This is a genomic window from Paractinoplanes deccanensis (assembly GCF_016862115.1).
Lineage (GTDB): Bacteria > Actinomycetota > Actinomycetes > Mycobacteriales > Micromonosporaceae > Actinoplanes > Actinoplanes deccanensis.
Genome location: NZ_BOMI01000033.1, coordinates 54,386 through 68,223, shown reverse-complemented (window position 1 = coordinate 68,223; position 13,838 = coordinate 54,386). Strand labels below are relative to the sequence as shown.

Below are 13,838 nucleotides of genomic sequence, written 5' to 3'. Positions count from 1 at the left end.
CGGTCAGGACGCGACTTGGTGCCGGTCCGGGAACAGGTGGCGTCGCACGTTGGCGACGGTGGTGTGGTGCACGCCGAGCTCGGCGGCCAGCGCGGAATCGGTGCGAGAGAAGTCCCGGCGCAGGGCCTCGGCGATGCGGGCACGCTTCGCCCGCTGCGGGGTCAGCTCGCCGGTCACCATGCGTTTCGCGCCGACATGGTTGACACCCAGCCGGGCAGCGACAGTCGACAGCTTCTCCCCGCGGGCAGTCCCCGCCTGAAGGGCTGCGATCAGCTCCGCGTCGGTGAGCTCCACCCGCTCGCCCTCAAGAGCACGTTCGACGACGGCCTCGTCCACGAGGTCCGTGCAGACGTCGTCCGGCTCAAGCGGTTCCGGCTCAAGCGGTTCCGGGACGGCTGCCGGGTCGTCGATGTCGGCGCCCCACTGGATCGGCAAGGCGTAGCCGGCGGCTCGAGCCCGGTCCCGCGTGCGCGACGATCGGCCCGGCCGGTTGATCAGCACCTGGTAGGCCGCCGCGATCAGGTCACGACTGACCGGTGTGACGTGATCCTGTCGGCAAAACTTGATCACTACCGGTTCGCTGAACCTGCCACCGGTCTCCTCGATGATGTCTGAGGTCGTATGACCGAGAGCCCACATACCTTGCACACGGCGCCTGGTGCCAGTCGCGTCTACCAACACAGGAGTGAGCAGCCCGTGCTTGGCGCGTTTTTTGTACAGCCGCTTCGCCTCCTTGGCGTGCGGGCAGCGGCATTTCGCGCTTTGGTATGCGGCATGCGTTCCGTGGTACGGGGCCGGACAGTTTGGGTCGAGCCGGCCGAGGTCGACGTTGCGACGACCGCCCGTGGTCAAGGTGGTCATGACGGCATCGCCACCTGCGCCGGTCGGCGACGGATCCCGTAGGTGCGGCGTAGTTTGCGGACCGTCTCCGCCTCGAGCCCGAGCTGCGCACCGATCTGCCGGTCCGTGAGGCCGCGCGCAACGGAACCGGCGATCTGCGCCTCGCGGCTGCCGGCCAGATCGGGGATGGGCACGTTCGGCACCGCGCACCGGTCGCAGGGGCGAACCGCACCGCCCCTGTAGCTGGTGTTCGGGGCATCGCACGACGGGCACGGCGGTAGCGGGCGGCCTGCGTTGCTGTAGGCCACCCCGCGGCGGATCACACCGTGCGGTGACGGATCATCGTCCGGGCAGCTCGTGCAGCGGCGGCAGATCATCGTGGCGAGCCGGTTGCCGTCGTCGCCCGTCCACCACCACTCGGAAGGGCGGCCACGGCACAGTTCGGTCGTCATGCCGGCGCCTCGCAGTGCCCGTGCCGGGCCACGAACAGCTCCCTGTACGGCTCTGGGTCGGCGTCTTCGCCGTGCCGCAATGTCACCGACACCTGGTGCCGGGCCGGGCAGCGGAACGTCCACACCGTCGACGCCGACGTAACCCGCCGCTCCGTCTCGAACCCGCCCGTCGGCTGCCCAGTCAGGTCGACGATCGTTACCACCGCCAGACCCAGCGGGTAGTCCCTGCGGGACACCTTCTCGCCGAGGCTGATGAACGGGCCGTCCAGGTGGGCCGGGGTGTCATCCGGAATCAGGCCGTAGCCCACCTCCACCCGCGGGCCATTCTTGCCGTTCACGACCCGCTGAACGCCCAGCCCGTCAACGACCGGCTTGCCGACATGCGGGTGCCAATTCGCGTCGTCACGGTCCCGGTTGACGGTGTGGTGCAAGACGATGTCGATTCGCACCCGGTCCAAGCCGGTCGGAAGCTTTGCCTGCTGGGCGTAGGTGAAGCTGGCCTCACGCCACGCCTTGCGGATTCGGCCCGCGGTCTGGTGGTGCAGCTTCGCGTTCGCCGACAGCATCTTCGCCGGCGCCGGGATGGTCAACGTCCAGGTGCGCGTCTCGGTTGCGGCCATGACGGTCACCACGGTGCATCCCGGTCGTAGTCTTCATCACCCCACGGGTCCTCCTGTTCGTCCGGGTGCAGGTCGTCGCAGCCCTGCCAGCAGGAATCCAGGTGCTCCTCCCGACGGCGCTCGTCGTCGGTCAGGGGCAGGAAGTAGCGTTCTTCGGCTTCGTAGACGTCCGTCACCCGGCCACCTCCGCCCGCGACGGGCTGCGGAAGTCCGACGCCTCATAGCCGGGGTGGATGTCCGCCGGGTTCACACCCAGCCGGTCCAGGGTTTCGGTCAGCCACTCCTCCCACTCACCGTGCAGGGCGCCGGCCTCCGGGGTGAGTGACCAGATGACACCCGGCGCCATCTGCCGGTTGAAGGTGAGCGCGACCGCAGCCGACGTGGCGGTGGTGCCGACGAGCGACAGCAGGCCCAGGTCGACGCCCGACGCTGTGCGGAACTCGCGCCACGCGGCCAAAGCCAGGGCGGCGTAGTGGCGGATCCAGTCGTCGGCGGTTGCGTGCTGCTCCGGCTCCGGAGCAAGGCGTTCAGCCGCCTCGAAAGCGGGGTAGGCGCTCACCGGGCCGCCTCCTTCGCCTGGTGCGCCGCCAAATGCTTGCTGTAGACGGCCCGGTCGGCTTGCCGGATCGCCTCGACGTATTTGGTGTCGAGCGCCTGCACTTCGGGCGCCAGGAACGGGAACGGGATCAGCGAACGGTGGTCCGGCCGGGTGCGGTTCGTGTGCACAGCCCACGCGTTGTGCACATGCACTTCGTCGACGTGCGTGCCGTACTGAAGGCCTAGCAGCGTGTACAGGTCGATCAGGTGGTCGTCGCAGTTCGGCAACCGGGCGGCGATCTCCGAGCGGAGCTCCTGCACGTAGTTGGATTCGGTCATCGGGCCGCCGCCTCCTCGGCGTCCCAGCCGACCGGTCGGCGCTCGGCCGGCAGCGCCTCCACCGCACGGACCAGATCCCGGGCGGCCAGGGCCAGCTGCTCGTCGGCGTACTGGGCTTCGTCGGAGAAGTGCGCGTGGGTAGGGTTGCTGTAGTGGTGGGCGGTGATCGAACGCAGTGCTGCCGTTTCCAGGCGTTCCTGTGCCTCGAACGTGTACAAGGTCAGCCCTCCTCAGGCTTGGCGGTGGGGGAGTACTTGCTGTCACTGGCCATCTCGAGGAACCGGGTCAGCTCGAACCCGTTCGCCTCGTCCGACGGCTTCTTCAGGAACTCGCACACCTGCCGCTCGACCGATTTCAGATCCCAGCCGCGGTCACCGGCCAGCGCGACGATCTGCTCCCACAGGGCGTCCGCGTCCGGCTCAACCTCGGCGTCCACGACGTCATCGGTGGGTGGGACAGACGGCGAGGCGAGTGCCTGCTCCTTCTCGGCCGGCGGCGGAGTCTTCTCCGGCTGCTTCGGCGCGAACTCTGCGGCCTTGGAGTTCAAGACCGCCTTGACTTCGTCGGTAAGTACGCCGTCGTCTTTGGCGTCGTTCCACAACGCACGCACCTGCTCGACGTTTTTCGCGTCGTCGGCCATGGTGATGTACTGCTCGGCCGTGAACTTGCGCCGACCAGACTCAACCTTCGTGGCTTCGAGGGCATGGCGCTCGTTTGCCGCAGCACCCAGGGCGGCCCGCGCCGCCGAGCCGAGCTCACCACCGAACGCCTGTGCCGGAGTCACCCACTCGAAGTGCAGCACCGGCACCATGAACACCCGCGACTCGATCGCCTCGTCATCCGACTTCGACGGGTCAAACAGCTTCTTCTCCCGCACCTCCACCGCCAGGCGGGCCGGGATCGGCTGGGGTGCCGACTCAATCGACGCCGCCAGCATCGGGAGCTCCGCCGCGGCGTTCCAGCCCCGCGATTCGAGCTTCCAGGTACCCAGCGACGGAATCTCCGCGAGCATCAGCGACATGCGTGTGGTCGGCTTGCAGACGTCTCGCTGACCGAATGGCCTGCCGGCCAGCTGTGCAGCTGCGCAGAGACATGGTTGCTGCCTCATCTGCTCAACCTCGCCGTCGCACATGCGATCACGGAAGCCGTTACCCCAGTGCTCAAGATTGGGGTCGATTCGCTGTGGGGGCACCATGACCGGCACCTCTTTGACTCCGGTGACGACCTCCCACTGCGGCCCACCGTTGTTCTCCCACGGCTTCACTTGGCCGCCGTACGCCGCCGCGACAGCTTCGATGAGCTGCTTGGACGGGGAGGTGAAGCGGAGCGTGTCGAGCTTGGCGGGGAACTTCTTTCCACGCTGGCTGACGCGTTGCTCGCCGAGGCGAATGACGCCCACCTGGGTAAGGCGGGACTGAAGGGTCTTGATTGCCATAGTCAGTCTCCTAGGTGGGACCAGGTCTTGCGGCTACGGATGTGGTAGATCGTCTGAACGGTCACGCTGAACCGGTTGGACAACTCGCTGCACGAAATGCCTGCGGCAATCAGGCGGCGGATCGCGCGTACATCGACCGAGCTGAGCTTGCGGTTGGGATGCTTGTCGACACGATTCGACTTGAGGCCGGTTTGGTAGGCGTGCTGGATGTTGCCTTGACGCGTGAGGAGTTCCAGGTTCGAAATCCTGTTGTCCGCCTTGATCCCGTTCTTGTGATTGACCTCAAGCCCGTCTGGGATCGGCCCGTTGGCCGCCTGCCAGATCAAGCGGTGCGCCGATTGAAGTCCGTACCCTCGGGTCCGCCCGTCGATCTGCACGTAGCCGCGGGTGTCCTTGCTGCCGACCGGCTTGCCTTTAGGCCCGTACACCAGGCCGGCGACAGGATCGATGTCGAAGCCATTGAGGTGAATCAGCGTCGAAGTCATGCCGCAGCCCCTTCGGCGACGGCCTGCTCCTTCGCGGCCTTGCGGGCGCGGGCGGCTACCGTCTCCGGCAGGACGAACGTTCTCGAGGACACCGCGGCGGCGCCGTCCTCGGTGGTCCAGCGGTAGGCGTTCAGGTGCGGCAGGAACCCGTTCTCGTAGGTGGCCCGGTCGCAGACGACAGGCCGGACCGCGTAGTCGTGGGGGAGCAGCTGCACGATCACGCCGGCGTCGACAGGTAGCATCGGCACTTCGGTGTCGGAGTTCTTCACCCGGATCACCGGGAAGTGCCGGTACCCGGCCAACTGGAGGGCGTTCTCCGGGTAGAACTTCGGCTCCTCGGCCTCGCGGGTTTTGATGTCGAACAGCACGTCGAGGGTGAGCTTCTGCTTCTGCGCCTTGCGCCAGTTCGTCTGCGTCAGCCGGGAGACCAGCTTGGCGGCCTTCTCGGTGCGTTCCGCGTGGATGCGCACGATCCCGTCGGTCTGCCCGGCCGCACCGATCTTTCGATGCACTAGCAGCGCCTCGGCCAGCAGCACATCGTCGGGGGTGATGCCGTAGTCGGCGACGTACGACTGGAACGACGTCACATACCCGGCGATGTCCGCGTCGTGGTCTTTGATCTCCCCGTGGTACGACCACCACTCGGCAACATCGTGGACCCGCACACCTTCGTCGGCGCGCCGGCCCCACTCCCGGTTGTGCTGCTCGGCGATCCACCGCTGCACACATGCCCGGCACACCCGGCACGGGCACCGCTCGCAGGACTCGCCGTCCTCGTGCTTGCAACGCGACCAGGTGTTCCCGCACGGCTTACGGCGTGACGCCGACACGATCAGCGGGATCTGGTCGAAGGCGAGCTCGGCGGACAGGCTGGCGGACTTCTCCACCAGGCCACGCTTCGCCGCCGCCTTGAAAGCGGTGGTGACGGACATCAGCCGCTGGCCGTCGATGATGTACCAGCGGCCGTCGTCGGACTCCTCCACGGAGTGGAACGGGAACTCGCGGGTCAGGACGGCTTCGGCGCCGGCAGCGATCGGCATCAGAGATCACAGCTCCTGGCGATGCCGCGGTCCCAGTCGGCGGTGCACGTCCAGCACTCCGGGCCGTCGCCGTACTCACCGCAGATCACGCACCGGTCGGCGGCCTGCTCGTCGAGGCGGGTCTCCATCGCTGCCCACGGGTCCACGCTGTGCCGGCGGAACACGTCGGCGGGCTCGCGGTCGGTGATGCCGTCGTCGATGCGGGCAAGCGCGTCCAAGGTGGCACTCACTGTGTCGCCCCTTCCGTGCGCCCGAGCAGTACGTCGGCCCGCTCCGGGTTGGCGCGCATCCACCGCAGCGCGTACGCGATGGCGTCGGCGTTACCGCCCGGGTACGGCATGCCGCACACGGCAGTCAGCAGATCCGAGTAGGCGTCGCGCAGCTGATCGGTGACGGGCAGTTCGGGCAGGCGCAGAGCCTCGTAGGGCTCGACGGCGGTCATCGGATCGGCTCCACGTGCGTCAGGGCGATGCACCCGGCGTGGCCCTCGACCCAGACGACCGGCGTGTGACCGGACAGGATCTGCGCGCTGCTGCGGGTTGCCGACTCGATGCCCTCGCCCGAACGGACGCCAGGCCAGAATCGGACCGGAGTGCCGACCGGGTCGTCGCGGTTGAAGCGCTCGACGGTCTTGCGCTTGGCGACGGTACTCATGCGGCCACCCACACCGACGAGCCCCGGCGGCGCCTGACCAGTTCCATCCCCCCGGAGCAGGAACTTCGGGCGGCCTGCTCGGAGGTGTACGCGAAGTTCGGCTGCTCGTCCGTGCCAGCCTTCCGAATGGACCAGTCCCACATGGCTGACTCGGTGACTGGCTCGACACGGAAGACCTTCAGCCAGTCCTCGCCCTGCCGGTCGCGCCAGGCAACCGCCTCGTCGAGGGTGCCGAAGAACTCGGCACGGTTCGCTTCCAGTTCCCCGTCACCGGGGTACTGCATGATCACGGCGTAGGTCATTGGTTGCCTCCTTCGGGAGTCGTGGGGTAGGCATTGCGCCAGTACGTCGAGCTCGCGGGGCACAGCGGGCATCGAAGGAGCGAGCCCGGCTCGTCGCACTTCACGGCGGGAGAGCGGGCGGCGTTCTCAGACGCGCACTTCAACGGCACATCGGCCGGGGCGAGCAGGTGGCGGGGGAGCACGGCCGTGGTCACCACGGGATCTCCGCTCGCCACGGCGGCATCTCGCCGTCCTCGTTGTGTTCGTTCCGGACACGCGAGACGACGAACCCGGCCTGCTCTAGCGCCTTGCGGGCGACCTCGGCCGCGTAGCCGCAGTAGCGCAGATCCGACTCGTCGGGGATCTCCGCAACCACGGTGAGGGTGCGGAAGTGGCTGCTCATGACGGCCCGCCTTCAACCGGCGTGAACAGCTCCCGGAACTCGGCGTCCGGGTAGGTGCGGAAGTCACCGTTCGGGGTGCGGTACACCCAGTCGCCGAAGTCGGCCTTGTTCCGCCCGGTCGGCTCGAACACGGTCAGGCCGGTGATCGGCTGCTCGGTGTCGCCCTCACCCTTCGGGCCGTAGAACGGCTTGCTGTCCGCCCACTCGAAGACGTCCCACAGGTTCTCGCGGGTAAGCCGGACCGCCTGGATGTTCTTGAAGAAACCGCGCTCGAAGAGCTGGACGTCGAGGGTCATGCGGCGCTCGCATACGGGTCGATACCGCGCTCGTCGCAGATCCGGGCGGCGACAGTGAGCGAGATTGCCTCCCCGGCGTCGATGCCATGCTCGTCACGGAGCCGGTTGCGCACGGCGGCAAGCCGCCGCTGTCCTTCGAGGCCCGCGGCGTCCAGCCACACCAGCAGGGCCGTGGCGAGCTTGTCCTGGTCGAACCTGGCGGTGCCGCTGTCGAATGGCACCTTCACCATCGTGGTCATCACTTGGCTCCTTCAATGGCTTTGGTGGGCGCGGCTAGCGACCCGTGGGTGGCGATGCGCTTGACCGCGCGATCCCACGCCCAGCCCTCGCCGGCAGGGGTAAGTCGAGGTGAGGTGGAGGACTGCAAGCCGCGCGTCTCGGTCTCGTACTCGGAGGTCTTGACGCGCACGAAGTCCCGATCGGTGGCGAACGCGGTTGGCTGGTTGTTGCGGGCGGTGTTGCCGCGAATCAGCAGGCCGATGTCGCCGAGGAAGTCCCAGACGTCCTTGTGGCGGATCTGCACGCCGTGGTTCTGCTTCGCCCAGGCTTTGAGGTTGTTGGCGAAGTCCCCGATCGGGATCTTTGCGTCGGCGGAGCGGTGGTGGTCAGCCTGCGCGGCGCGGGGCTCCAGCTCAGCGATCGCATTGTTCTGTCGCTCGATCTCACGCGCTTGGTCTGCGGCGAGCTGAAGAGCATCGGCGAAGGACTGAGGGATCGCCGGGTGGTTGGTGTTCTGCTCAGTGATGTCGTACCGGCCGGTCTTGCGGATGGCGGGCAGCACCTCGCCGGTGACCCACCTGCGGAACGGCTTCGCGTTGGGCTTGTCGGAGCGGACGATCAGTGCGTACAGGCCGGATTCGTTGACGACCGCGAGATTCTGCTGGCCGCCGGGGGTGTCAATCCGACTTAGACCCTTCTCGTCCTCGTCGAGTGCGCGCAGCGCCATGGTGGTGTTCTTCAGCCCGAGGACACGGCAGATGTCGGCCGCGACAAACCACGGCTCTTCGTCTACGAGGGTGGTCCGAAGCTCGGCGCCACCGAACCCGAAGACTCTGGCGATGCTGCTCAAGTGCCCTCTCCTTTGACGTGGTTGTGCCGATGCGCGGATGAGGCATTGCCCGTCCTGCAACTTTGAGACTACAGTAAAAGTTACAGAATTAGTAGCAGGGAAAGTGTCAGCATTCGAGAGGGTGACCCCATGACGATCACGACCACGGCACCAAGTGACAGAAGTCCGCACAGAAACCCGTACGATCTCGACATGGCGAAGCGGGTCATGCTGGGAATCCAGGAGCTACGGCTCCACCTCAAGGACGTCATCACCCGGGTTACCGGCACCGCCGAGAAGCCAGCCGAGCACGTCGTCTTCACGAGGCACGGCAAGCCGACAGCTGTGCTCGTGCCGATGGATTGGTACCGCCAGGCTGCCGAGAAGATGGGCGAGCCAACCGATCTCTGACTCACCGCCGCAGCTCCTGCTCACCCGCACGCTGCCGCGGCAGACGCCGCGCAACCTCAGGCTCAGCCGTGCGCTCCCACGCCTGGTGAACCCGCCTGCGCTGACGGCGCCGCTCACGGACGCGCTCCACCACACCCACGACGGCCATGGCGGTCAGCAACAGCACCACCAGGCCGCAGAGGAGAAGCAGCGGGCCGCCGGCCATCACCGCGCCCGCGTCCTCCACCCACGTCACAGCGTGCTCCAACGCCCGTTGCGGCGCATCGGCTTGCGCGCGGCCAGGAACTCTTGCGTGTCCTCACCCACCCGGCTCGGCCGCATCTCTACGACCGCGTCCACCGGCACCGACAGCAGCCCGTGCAGCGCGTCGCCCAGCTCGGCCAGGTACGTCCACAACGCCAGCAGCTCCTGACGGTGCGGATCGGCCGGCTCCAGCTCCTGGTAGCGGAACCGCACCTGATCCCGGTAGGCGCGGAACTCACCCCACAGACGGTGGGCGGCAGCGTTCGCAAGCTCGCGCGTGTCCGTGCTACTCACCGGGATCCCCGCCATCCCAGCCCTCCGTCAGCGCATCGAACTGCGCCCTCACCCGGCGTGCCTCGCGGTCCTGATCCGCCCGCAACCAGCGGTCGATCTCCCCGACGAGCTCCAGCGCCCGCACCTCGTACGGGTCCATGCCGTACCGGTCGCCCGCCGGCATGTTCACCACCTTCCGGCGGCGATGCCCACGCCCGTTCATCGGCGTGAAGTGCTGCGGGTCGTTCAACGCACACCGCCTGGCTCGTCGGAGCGGCCCTCGTCGAGCCACGCCACGTCGTCGCCGTGTCGGCAGCCGTCCAGGTAGCACAGCCGCATCAGCCACGAATCCCAGTCGGCTGTACGAGCGGCCCACAGCAGCCGCCAGTGGCGGCGCCACAACCGCACCCACGCCGTGACGGCGGCGATACGGGACCACCACCCGTAGATCTCGCCGAGGACGGCCACGAGCACCGCGGCGGCGACTGTGACCAACACCCAGTACGCGACCTCGGCCACGCCGCTCACTGCCCACCCCGCTTCGGGCGCAGCAGCGACACCGCGCCGGCGCGGACCCGCAGCAGCGACTCGACCAAGGTGCGCACCAGCAGCCGCGACCCCGACAGTGGACGCGAGCACGGCATGGACGCGGCGGCCATCGCCGCACCCGGAGCCCGGAACGGCAGACCGCCCGCGATGACCGCCGGGTATTCCCCGGGGCGGATCACCTCGGTCTGCTCACCCACAGGCTGGTCACGCATCCACGACGGGTAGGCGGCACCGTCCGTCGGCGGCAGCTGCGGGGTACGCGGCGTCAGCGCGGCAGGCCGGTCGAACACCGCCGTGTCCGCGACCGGCGACGCCTCTGGCGTGACGAACTCCGGCGCCCGGTGGCGGCCCGCCCGCGGCCGGGTGTAGCGGCCGGCGGCCTGGTTCGACGCCGCGGTGGACGGCTTCACCCAGGACGACTTCGGCGCCAGTCGGCGCGTCTCCTGCTCCTCGATACGACCGGTCAAAGACATGGCACACCTCAAGATTTGCGAGACAGAAACAGGAATCGGGGGAGGGGACCGGGGGCCGGTCAGCGGGGCGGGGACACCCGCGGGAACAGCAGCACCGCCTCATCGGACGACTTACGGTCCAGAGGCCACGACCGGCGGCGCACCACGCGGTAAAGGGCCGGGTCCGTACGCCAGCCGTGCTCGAGTTCGGCATCCCGGCGGCCGACCCGATACGCGCGGCGGCGCACCGACTCGGCCAGCAGGAAGTAGAGGGCGAACGCCATGGGCGAGCCGAGCGTCAGGGCGCCGAGGAGGAACCACAGGAAGGCGTTCATGCGGCCACTCCGGCTTCGCTGTGCAGCACGGCCCGCAGACGCTTGCCGATCCACGCGCCCACCGCAGGCGAGACAGCGTTCCCGAAACCGTCGGTCTGATCCCGGGCCGAACCCCAGACCAGGAAGCTGCCTTGGTAGCCGGGGAAGTCCACGTCGAACCCGCAGCCGCGGCCCACCTCGTGCGCGCCCAGCATCCGGAAGTAGCAGTCCTCAAGCGCCAGATCAGCCAGTGCGGCATGCCACTGAGCGGTCAGCAGTGCCGTGGTGTCGCGGGCCGTGAGGGCACCCAGAGGGTCGGTCACCGCATGCGGCGCAGTGGCTGCCGCATCGGTGCCGTTCCGCTTGTACCAGCCGGAGAACAGCAGCCCCTGGTTGGCGGACGACGCCACAAGGGTGCCAAGCGGGTCAGTCACCGGATGCGCCCGATACTGCGCCTCGTCGATCGACCCGTTGTTCTTGATGGTGCCCGCCGCAGTAAGCAGTCCCGGGATCTGCTCGGAAGTGACCGTCGGCATCGCCTCGGCGTGGGTCGTCGGCATGGTGTTCTTCCGAAACGGGACCACGCCGGCCGAGACGAGACTGAGCGTTTCCGAACCGGCTTGAGTCGGCAGCGCCTCATTCAGGCCGCGCGGAGCGCCCTGGAAGTTGTTGACCGCGGCGAGCACCACAGCCTTCTCGTGCGTGGAGGTGACCGTGTCCATGGGGCGGCTGAAATGCTGGCCGTCGCCGTTGTGCCGGTGCGCCGCGATGACGTGACCGGTGAGCGCGACCGGCGGGGTGACCAGGCCGACGCCGTTGGTGGCGTGCTGTGTCCACAACGGCTGGCTCAGGTCACGGGAACGGCACTCCGAACCAGCCCTCTCGTACGTGTTCCCCGCAGCGACCATCACAGCGCCCGTGGACAGCAGCGCCGCCTCCTGCTGGCTCGTCTGCGTCGCCATCGGCTGCCACGGGTGGCGCTCTGACCCGTGCACAGCCTTCGCGGGCATGAGCACGGCGGGAAACTCGGGGAAGCGTTGACGGCACCGGTCGGCGCGGGCCAGAGTGGCTGCCGCTAGCGGGCCGATTGACCCGTCCTTATGCTTCTTGACCGGCTTGTCACCGATCCGGGTGCCGAGGCTGGTCAAGTCGAGCGCGTCGATCGACGGGCTCATCGGCGGGATGACCTCGTTGCGGCACCGAGGGCAGCGGTAGTTGTACTGCTTGCCGTAGCGCACCGACCCGGTCGGCGGGATGCCCGTCTTCCACGACCACACCGCCGGCACGATCTCGCTGCACCGGCCGCACCACGATGCCGGCCGGTGCTCCAGGTCCGGGGCGGGCAGGCCCTTGTCCCAGAACACGCAGTAGTACCGGTCCCGCGACTGCGGCACGCCGAAGAACTGCGAGTTCAGGTACAGCACCTTGTGGCGGTAGCCCAGGTTGGAGATCTGCTTGAGCCACCACCGATACGTTGTGCCATCACCCACCTTGGGGCGGTTCGGCAGGGCCGGGCCCCACGAGGTGAGCTCGGTAGTGCACTCCACGAGAATCATGCGAGGGTGGTGCCGCTCGGCGTATTGCAGGACACACAAGGCGGTGGCCCGGTCCCGTTCCGAACGGGTCACCCGCTCCTCGTACTCCTCGTCACCGGCGATGTCGAACAGCGTCAGGCCCTGCTCGTACGCCTTCTGTGTGTTCGCCTGCGAATGCTGGACACAGCTGATGCCCGCAACGAGGATGTCGGCGGCCGGGAGGTCGCGGGCCGAGTGATAGTCGGAGGAGTCCGGGTCGACGAGGTCGGCGATCCAATGCTCGGCGTGCGGGTGGTTCGCCTCGTGTACCTGGACCTTGTACTCCTTGTGGTTCGCCGCCATGATCGTCGTAAACCCGGCCATCTCGATGCCCTGCGTGAGTCCGCCGAAGCCGGAGAATAGGTCGACAGCAACAAGGTCGTCGTGGCGGAAACGGCGCTTGCGGGTCGCCGGCCTATGCGTAGCGGTGCGGTTCTCGGCCTGCTGCTTCTTCCGGGAGGAGGTGCGGACGCTCACGCGATCACCCCGCGAAGGTCCCAGAAGACGTCCGGCAGTTCGCTGAACAGCCCGTTCTGGTCACACCCGCACTGCTCGCCGAGCAGGACCGCACCGCAGCACATCTTGAGCGGGATCTCGCACGTCGGGGTGAGAGGTGTGCCATCCAGGCGCTGTCGGTTGCGTGGCACGGTGGTCGTGTCCGTAGAATCCAGATACATCAGCGTCACTTCCTTGCCGAGTGATCGTTGAGTAGGGAAAGCCGAAGCCCTGGGCGGTGCAGACGCCCGGGGCTTCAGTGCGTCAGGGGTTCAGCGCGGGGGAGACGGCCAGCACCGCAGGCGCCGGCTGCTCGGCTTCGACCACGCGGTACGGCATCCGGCGAGACACCGCTTCGGCCTCCGCGTCACGCTTCGACGGGAACCAGTGGGTCATCTCCGCGAGCTCGAACAAGGCGCCGCCGGAGAGCAGTGGGCGGATCGTCGCGGTGGTCATGCGGCCTGCTTGCGACGGCGTGGGCGGGCAGGAAGCTCGTGGACTTCGGCGCTCGGCTCGTTGGCGAGTCTGCGGGGTGCACGGCCGGGCTGGTAAAGCGTCGACGAGATGAGTTCGAGCTGGTCGGGTGTCAGCCGCGGCGCGACGTCGGCGAGCTTGATGGCGTAGTCGGGCAGGTCGTCGATGTTCATGCGGCCGGCCAGAGCTCGTCGACGGTGCAGTCGAGCTGCGAGGCGATCCACTGGGCGGTGCTCAGTAGAGGCACGACTTCGTCGTTTTCGTACCGGAAGACGGACCGGCGGGGCATGCCGAACAGCCGGACGCGGTCCTTCTCCGTGGTGGCGCCCTTGGCACGGCAGGCAGCGAAGTAGACGTCCTTGCGGAGTTTGGGTGGCTCGTCGGGGATGACGCGCCGCACAACGGTTGCTGCGTCACTCATGACGTAATCCTGACGCACATATGGCGCACGCGTCAATAGTGACGCAGCCCGCGTCACCTTCGTGTCAGGTATCTATGCTGATCGATCGAGCACAGTACGCTATGTACACGACACTGCCTACAGGGCAACAAACCAGGTTGGAGCTGCGCACATGTCACCCATGCACGCGTCACACCTGGCGCAAAGTCTGTCCGGTCCCGTC

At 67.8% G+C, this 13,838-nt stretch carries 30 protein-coding genes; 1 reads left to right on the top strand and 29 read right to left on the bottom strand.

Annotated features, from left to right (window positions below; all coding sequences use genetic code 11):
- Nucleotides 1–3: 3 nt before the first annotated feature.
- The 18 genes from Ade02nite_RS09585 to Ade02nite_RS09500 form a co-directional block, all read right to left on the bottom strand.
- Nucleotides 4–861, bottom strand: a complete 858-nt coding sequence (locus tag Ade02nite_RS09585; RefSeq protein WP_203761205.1) for a hypothetical protein — start codon at nucleotides 859–861, stop codon at nucleotides 4–6.
- Entirely contained in the window at nucleotides 858–1,292 is a 435-nt protein-coding gene (locus Ade02nite_RS09580; RefSeq protein WP_203761204.1) for a helix-turn-helix domain-containing protein, read from the bottom strand. The genes Ade02nite_RS09585 and Ade02nite_RS09580 overlap by 4 nt, the downstream gene beginning before the upstream one ends.
- The gene (locus Ade02nite_RS09575; protein ID WP_203761203.1) at nucleotides 1,289–1,924 is read right to left on the bottom strand and encodes a hypothetical protein; all 636 of its coding nucleotides are present in this window, start codon (nucleotides 1,922–1,924) and stop codon (nucleotides 1,289–1,291) included. Before Ade02nite_RS09575 ends, Ade02nite_RS09580 begins: the two co-directional genes overlap by 4 nt.
- Complete coding sequence (locus Ade02nite_RS09570; protein WP_203761202.1) at nucleotides 1,918–2,088, bottom strand: hypothetical protein; 171 nt, start codon at nucleotides 2,086–2,088, stop codon at nucleotides 1,918–1,920. Before Ade02nite_RS09570 ends, Ade02nite_RS09575 begins: the two co-directional genes overlap by 7 nt.
- Complete coding sequence (locus Ade02nite_RS09565) at nucleotides 2,085–2,471, bottom strand: hypothetical protein (RefSeq protein ID WP_203761201.1); 387 nt, start codon at nucleotides 2,469–2,471, stop codon at nucleotides 2,085–2,087. Before Ade02nite_RS09565 ends, Ade02nite_RS09570 begins: the two co-directional genes overlap by 4 nt.
- Nucleotides 2,468–2,788 (bottom strand): DUF7701 domain-containing protein, encoded by a 321-nt coding sequence (locus Ade02nite_RS09560; protein WP_203761200.1) that lies wholly within the window; start codon nucleotides 2,786–2,788, stop codon nucleotides 2,468–2,470. The genes Ade02nite_RS09565 and Ade02nite_RS09560 overlap by 4 nt, the downstream gene beginning before the upstream one ends.
- On the bottom strand, nucleotides 2,785–3,006 hold the full coding sequence (locus Ade02nite_RS09555; RefSeq protein WP_203761199.1) for a hypothetical protein: 222 nt from the start codon (nucleotides 3,004–3,006) through the stop codon (nucleotides 2,785–2,787). The genes Ade02nite_RS09560 and Ade02nite_RS09555 overlap by 4 nt, the downstream gene beginning before the upstream one ends.
- A gap of 2 nt (nucleotides 3,007–3,008) precedes the next feature.
- Nucleotides 3,009–4,223, bottom strand: a complete 1,215-nt coding sequence (locus Ade02nite_RS09550; protein ID WP_203761198.1) for a recombination directionality factor — start codon at nucleotides 4,221–4,223, stop codon at nucleotides 3,009–3,011.
- Between the two features lie 2 nt (nucleotides 4,224–4,225).
- The gene (locus Ade02nite_RS09545; protein WP_203761197.1) at nucleotides 4,226–4,708 is read right to left on the bottom strand and encodes an HNH endonuclease; all 483 of its coding nucleotides are present in this window, start codon (nucleotides 4,706–4,708) and stop codon (nucleotides 4,226–4,228) included.
- Nucleotides 4,705–5,748, bottom strand: coding sequence for a hypothetical protein (locus Ade02nite_RS09540; RefSeq protein WP_203761196.1), 1,044 nt, complete (start codon nucleotides 5,746–5,748; stop codon nucleotides 4,705–4,707). The genes Ade02nite_RS09545 and Ade02nite_RS09540 overlap by 4 nt, the downstream gene beginning before the upstream one ends.
- Nucleotides 5,748–5,978 carry a hypothetical protein gene (locus Ade02nite_RS09535; protein ID WP_203761195.1) on the bottom strand — a complete coding sequence of 77 codons (231 nt, stop codon included), beginning with the start codon at nucleotides 5,976–5,978 and terminating at the stop codon, nucleotides 5,748–5,750. Before Ade02nite_RS09535 ends, Ade02nite_RS09540 begins: the two co-directional genes overlap by 1 nt.
- On the bottom strand, nucleotides 5,975–6,190 hold the full coding sequence (locus Ade02nite_RS09530; protein ID WP_203761194.1) for a hypothetical protein: 216 nt from the start codon (nucleotides 6,188–6,190) through the stop codon (nucleotides 5,975–5,977). Before Ade02nite_RS09530 ends, Ade02nite_RS09535 begins: the two co-directional genes overlap by 4 nt.
- A complete protein-coding gene (locus tag Ade02nite_RS09525) occupies nucleotides 6,187–6,402 on the bottom strand; it encodes a hypothetical protein (protein WP_203761193.1) in 216 nt (71 codons plus the stop codon). The genes Ade02nite_RS09530 and Ade02nite_RS09525 overlap by 4 nt, the downstream gene beginning before the upstream one ends.
- Nucleotides 6,399–6,704 carry a hypothetical protein gene (locus Ade02nite_RS09520; protein WP_203761192.1) on the bottom strand — a complete coding sequence of 102 codons (306 nt, stop codon included), beginning with the start codon at nucleotides 6,702–6,704 and terminating at the stop codon, nucleotides 6,399–6,401. The genes Ade02nite_RS09525 and Ade02nite_RS09520 overlap by 4 nt, the downstream gene beginning before the upstream one ends.
- 190 nt (nucleotides 6,705–6,894) lie before the next feature.
- Nucleotides 6,895–7,086, bottom strand: a complete 192-nt coding sequence (locus Ade02nite_RS09515; protein WP_203761191.1) for a PASTA domain-containing protein — start codon at nucleotides 7,084–7,086, stop codon at nucleotides 6,895–6,897.
- Complete coding sequence (locus tag Ade02nite_RS09510; protein WP_203761190.1) at nucleotides 7,083–7,382, bottom strand: hypothetical protein; 300 nt, start codon at nucleotides 7,380–7,382, stop codon at nucleotides 7,083–7,085. The genes Ade02nite_RS09515 and Ade02nite_RS09510 overlap by 4 nt, the downstream gene beginning before the upstream one ends.
- Nucleotides 7,379–7,621: a hypothetical protein gene (locus tag Ade02nite_RS09505; RefSeq protein ID WP_203761189.1), complete on the bottom strand. Its 243-nt coding sequence runs from the start codon at nucleotides 7,619–7,621 to the stop codon at nucleotides 7,379–7,381. The genes Ade02nite_RS09510 and Ade02nite_RS09505 overlap by 4 nt, the downstream gene beginning before the upstream one ends.
- Nucleotides 7,621–8,451 (bottom strand): BRO family protein, encoded by an 831-nt coding sequence (locus tag Ade02nite_RS09500; protein ID WP_203761188.1) that lies wholly within the window; start codon nucleotides 8,449–8,451, stop codon nucleotides 7,621–7,623. Before Ade02nite_RS09500 ends, Ade02nite_RS09505 begins: the two co-directional genes overlap by 1 nt.
- A gap of 129 nt (nucleotides 8,452–8,580) precedes the next feature.
- On the opposite strand from Ade02nite_RS09500, the gene Ade02nite_RS09495 reads away from it, so the two are divergent.
- A complete protein-coding gene (locus Ade02nite_RS09495; protein ID WP_203761187.1) occupies nucleotides 8,581–8,841 on the top strand; it encodes a type II toxin-antitoxin system Phd/YefM family antitoxin in 261 nt (86 codons plus the stop codon).
- 1 nt (nucleotide 8,842) lies between these two features.
- On the opposite strand, the gene Ade02nite_RS09490 is transcribed toward Ade02nite_RS09495, so the two are convergent.
- From Ade02nite_RS09490 to Ade02nite_RS09440, 11 genes are all read right to left on the bottom strand, one after another.
- Nucleotides 8,843–9,076: a hypothetical protein gene (locus tag Ade02nite_RS09490; protein WP_203761186.1), complete on the bottom strand. Its 234-nt coding sequence runs from the start codon at nucleotides 9,074–9,076 to the stop codon at nucleotides 8,843–8,845.
- Nucleotides 9,073–9,378, bottom strand: a complete 306-nt coding sequence (locus tag Ade02nite_RS09485; protein ID WP_203761185.1) for a hypothetical protein — start codon at nucleotides 9,376–9,378, stop codon at nucleotides 9,073–9,075. The genes Ade02nite_RS09490 and Ade02nite_RS09485 overlap by 4 nt, the downstream gene beginning before the upstream one ends.
- The gene (locus tag Ade02nite_RS09480; protein WP_203761184.1) at nucleotides 9,371–9,607 is read right to left on the bottom strand and encodes a hypothetical protein; all 237 of its coding nucleotides are present in this window, start codon (nucleotides 9,605–9,607) and stop codon (nucleotides 9,371–9,373) included. The genes Ade02nite_RS09485 and Ade02nite_RS09480 overlap by 8 nt, the downstream gene beginning before the upstream one ends.
- Complete coding sequence (locus Ade02nite_RS09475; protein WP_203761183.1) at nucleotides 9,604–9,885, bottom strand: hypothetical protein; 282 nt, start codon at nucleotides 9,883–9,885, stop codon at nucleotides 9,604–9,606. The genes Ade02nite_RS09480 and Ade02nite_RS09475 overlap by 4 nt, the downstream gene beginning before the upstream one ends.
- A complete protein-coding gene (locus Ade02nite_RS09470) occupies nucleotides 9,882–10,379 on the bottom strand; it encodes a hypothetical protein (protein WP_203761182.1) in 498 nt (165 codons plus the stop codon). The genes Ade02nite_RS09475 and Ade02nite_RS09470 overlap by 4 nt, the downstream gene beginning before the upstream one ends.
- 59 nt (nucleotides 10,380–10,438) lie before the next feature.
- Nucleotides 10,439–10,693: a hypothetical protein gene (locus Ade02nite_RS09465; RefSeq protein WP_203761181.1), complete on the bottom strand. Its 255-nt coding sequence runs from the start codon at nucleotides 10,691–10,693 to the stop codon at nucleotides 10,439–10,441.
- Entirely contained in the window at nucleotides 10,690–12,723 is a 2,034-nt protein-coding gene (locus Ade02nite_RS09460; RefSeq protein WP_203761180.1) for a DNA cytosine methyltransferase, read from the bottom strand. Before Ade02nite_RS09460 ends, Ade02nite_RS09465 begins: the two co-directional genes overlap by 4 nt.
- Nucleotides 12,720–12,923 (bottom strand): hypothetical protein, encoded by a 204-nt coding sequence (locus Ade02nite_RS09455; RefSeq protein ID WP_203761179.1) that lies wholly within the window; start codon nucleotides 12,921–12,923, stop codon nucleotides 12,720–12,722. The genes Ade02nite_RS09460 and Ade02nite_RS09455 overlap by 4 nt, the downstream gene beginning before the upstream one ends.
- Before the next feature lie 82 nt (nucleotides 12,924–13,005).
- Complete coding sequence (locus Ade02nite_RS09450) at nucleotides 13,006–13,197, bottom strand: hypothetical protein (RefSeq protein WP_203761178.1); 192 nt, start codon at nucleotides 13,195–13,197, stop codon at nucleotides 13,006–13,008.
- A complete protein-coding gene (locus Ade02nite_RS09445; RefSeq protein ID WP_203761177.1) occupies nucleotides 13,194–13,388 on the bottom strand; it encodes a hypothetical protein in 195 nt (64 codons plus the stop codon). Before Ade02nite_RS09445 ends, Ade02nite_RS09450 begins: the two co-directional genes overlap by 4 nt.
- Nucleotides 13,385–13,636, bottom strand: a complete 252-nt coding sequence (locus Ade02nite_RS09440) for a helix-turn-helix domain-containing protein (RefSeq protein ID WP_203761176.1) — start codon at nucleotides 13,634–13,636, stop codon at nucleotides 13,385–13,387. Before Ade02nite_RS09440 ends, Ade02nite_RS09445 begins: the two co-directional genes overlap by 4 nt.
- Nucleotides 13,637–13,838 lie beyond the last annotated feature (202 nt).

What these genes read in the sequence shown, in the direction of transcription:
- Ade02nite_RS09585 (WP_203761205.1), bottom strand. Translation starts at nt 861, where the DNA reads ATGACCACCTTGACCACGGGCGGTCGTCGCAACGTCGACCTCGGCCGG.
- Ade02nite_RS09580 (WP_203761204.1), bottom strand. Translation starts at nt 1,292, where the DNA reads ATGACGACCGAACTGTGCCGTGGCCGCCCTTCCGAGTGGTGGTGGACG.
- Ade02nite_RS09560 (WP_203761200.1), bottom strand. Translation starts at nt 2,788, where the DNA reads ATGACCGAATCCAACTACGTGCAGGAGCTCCGCTCGGAGATCGCCGCC.
- Ade02nite_RS09550 (WP_203761198.1), bottom strand. Translation starts at nt 4,223, where the DNA reads ATGGCAATCAAGACCCTTCAGTCCCGCCTTACCCAGGTGGGCGTCATT.
- Ade02nite_RS09545 (WP_203761197.1), bottom strand. Translation starts at nt 4,708, where the DNA reads ATGACTTCGACGCTGATTCACCTCAATGGCTTCGACATCGATCCTGTC.
- Ade02nite_RS09540 (WP_203761196.1), bottom strand. Translation starts at nt 5,748, where the DNA reads ATGCCGATCGCTGCCGGCGCCGAAGCCGTCCTGACCCGCGAGTTCCCG.
- Ade02nite_RS09530 (WP_203761194.1), bottom strand. Translation starts at nt 6,190, where the DNA reads ATGACCGCCGTCGAGCCCTACGAGGCTCTGCGCCTGCCCGAACTGCCC.
- Ade02nite_RS09525 (WP_203761193.1), bottom strand. Translation starts at nt 6,402, where the DNA reads ATGAGTACCGTCGCCAAGCGCAAGACCGTCGAGCGCTTCAACCGCGAC.
- Ade02nite_RS09520 (WP_203761192.1), bottom strand. Translation starts at nt 6,704, where the DNA reads ATGACCTACGCCGTGATCATGCAGTACCCCGGTGACGGGGAACTGGAA.
- Ade02nite_RS09515 (WP_203761191.1), bottom strand. Translation starts at nt 7,086, where the DNA reads ATGAGCAGCCACTTCCGCACCCTCACCGTGGTTGCGGAGATCCCCGAC.
- Ade02nite_RS09510 (WP_203761190.1), bottom strand. Translation starts at nt 7,382, where the DNA reads ATGACCCTCGACGTCCAGCTCTTCGAGCGCGGTTTCTTCAAGAACATC.
- Ade02nite_RS09505 (WP_203761189.1), bottom strand. Translation starts at nt 7,621, where the DNA reads ATGACCACGATGGTGAAGGTGCCATTCGACAGCGGCACCGCCAGGTTC.
- Ade02nite_RS09495 (WP_203761187.1), top strand. Translation starts at nt 8,581, where the DNA reads ATGACGATCACGACCACGGCACCAAGTGACAGAAGTCCGCACAGAAAC.
- Ade02nite_RS09470 (WP_203761182.1), bottom strand. Translation starts at nt 10,379, where the DNA reads ATGTCTTTGACCGGTCGTATCGAGGAGCAGGAGACGCGCCGACTGGCG.
- Ade02nite_RS09465 (WP_203761181.1), bottom strand. Translation starts at nt 10,693, where the DNA reads ATGAACGCCTTCCTGTGGTTCCTCCTCGGCGCCCTGACGCTCGGCTCG.
- Ade02nite_RS09455 (WP_203761179.1), bottom strand. Translation starts at nt 12,923, where the DNA reads ATGTATCTGGATTCTACGGACACGACCACCGTGCCACGCAACCGACAG.
- Ade02nite_RS09450 (WP_203761178.1), bottom strand. Translation starts at nt 13,197, where the DNA reads ATGACCACCGCGACGATCCGCCCACTGCTCTCCGGCGGCGCCTTGTTC.
- Ade02nite_RS09445 (WP_203761177.1), bottom strand. Translation starts at nt 13,388, where the DNA reads ATGAACATCGACGACCTGCCCGACTACGCCATCAAGCTCGCCGACGTC.
- Ade02nite_RS09440 (WP_203761176.1), bottom strand. Translation starts at nt 13,636, where the DNA reads ATGAGTGACGCAGCAACCGTTGTGCGGCGCGTCATCCCCGACGAGCCA.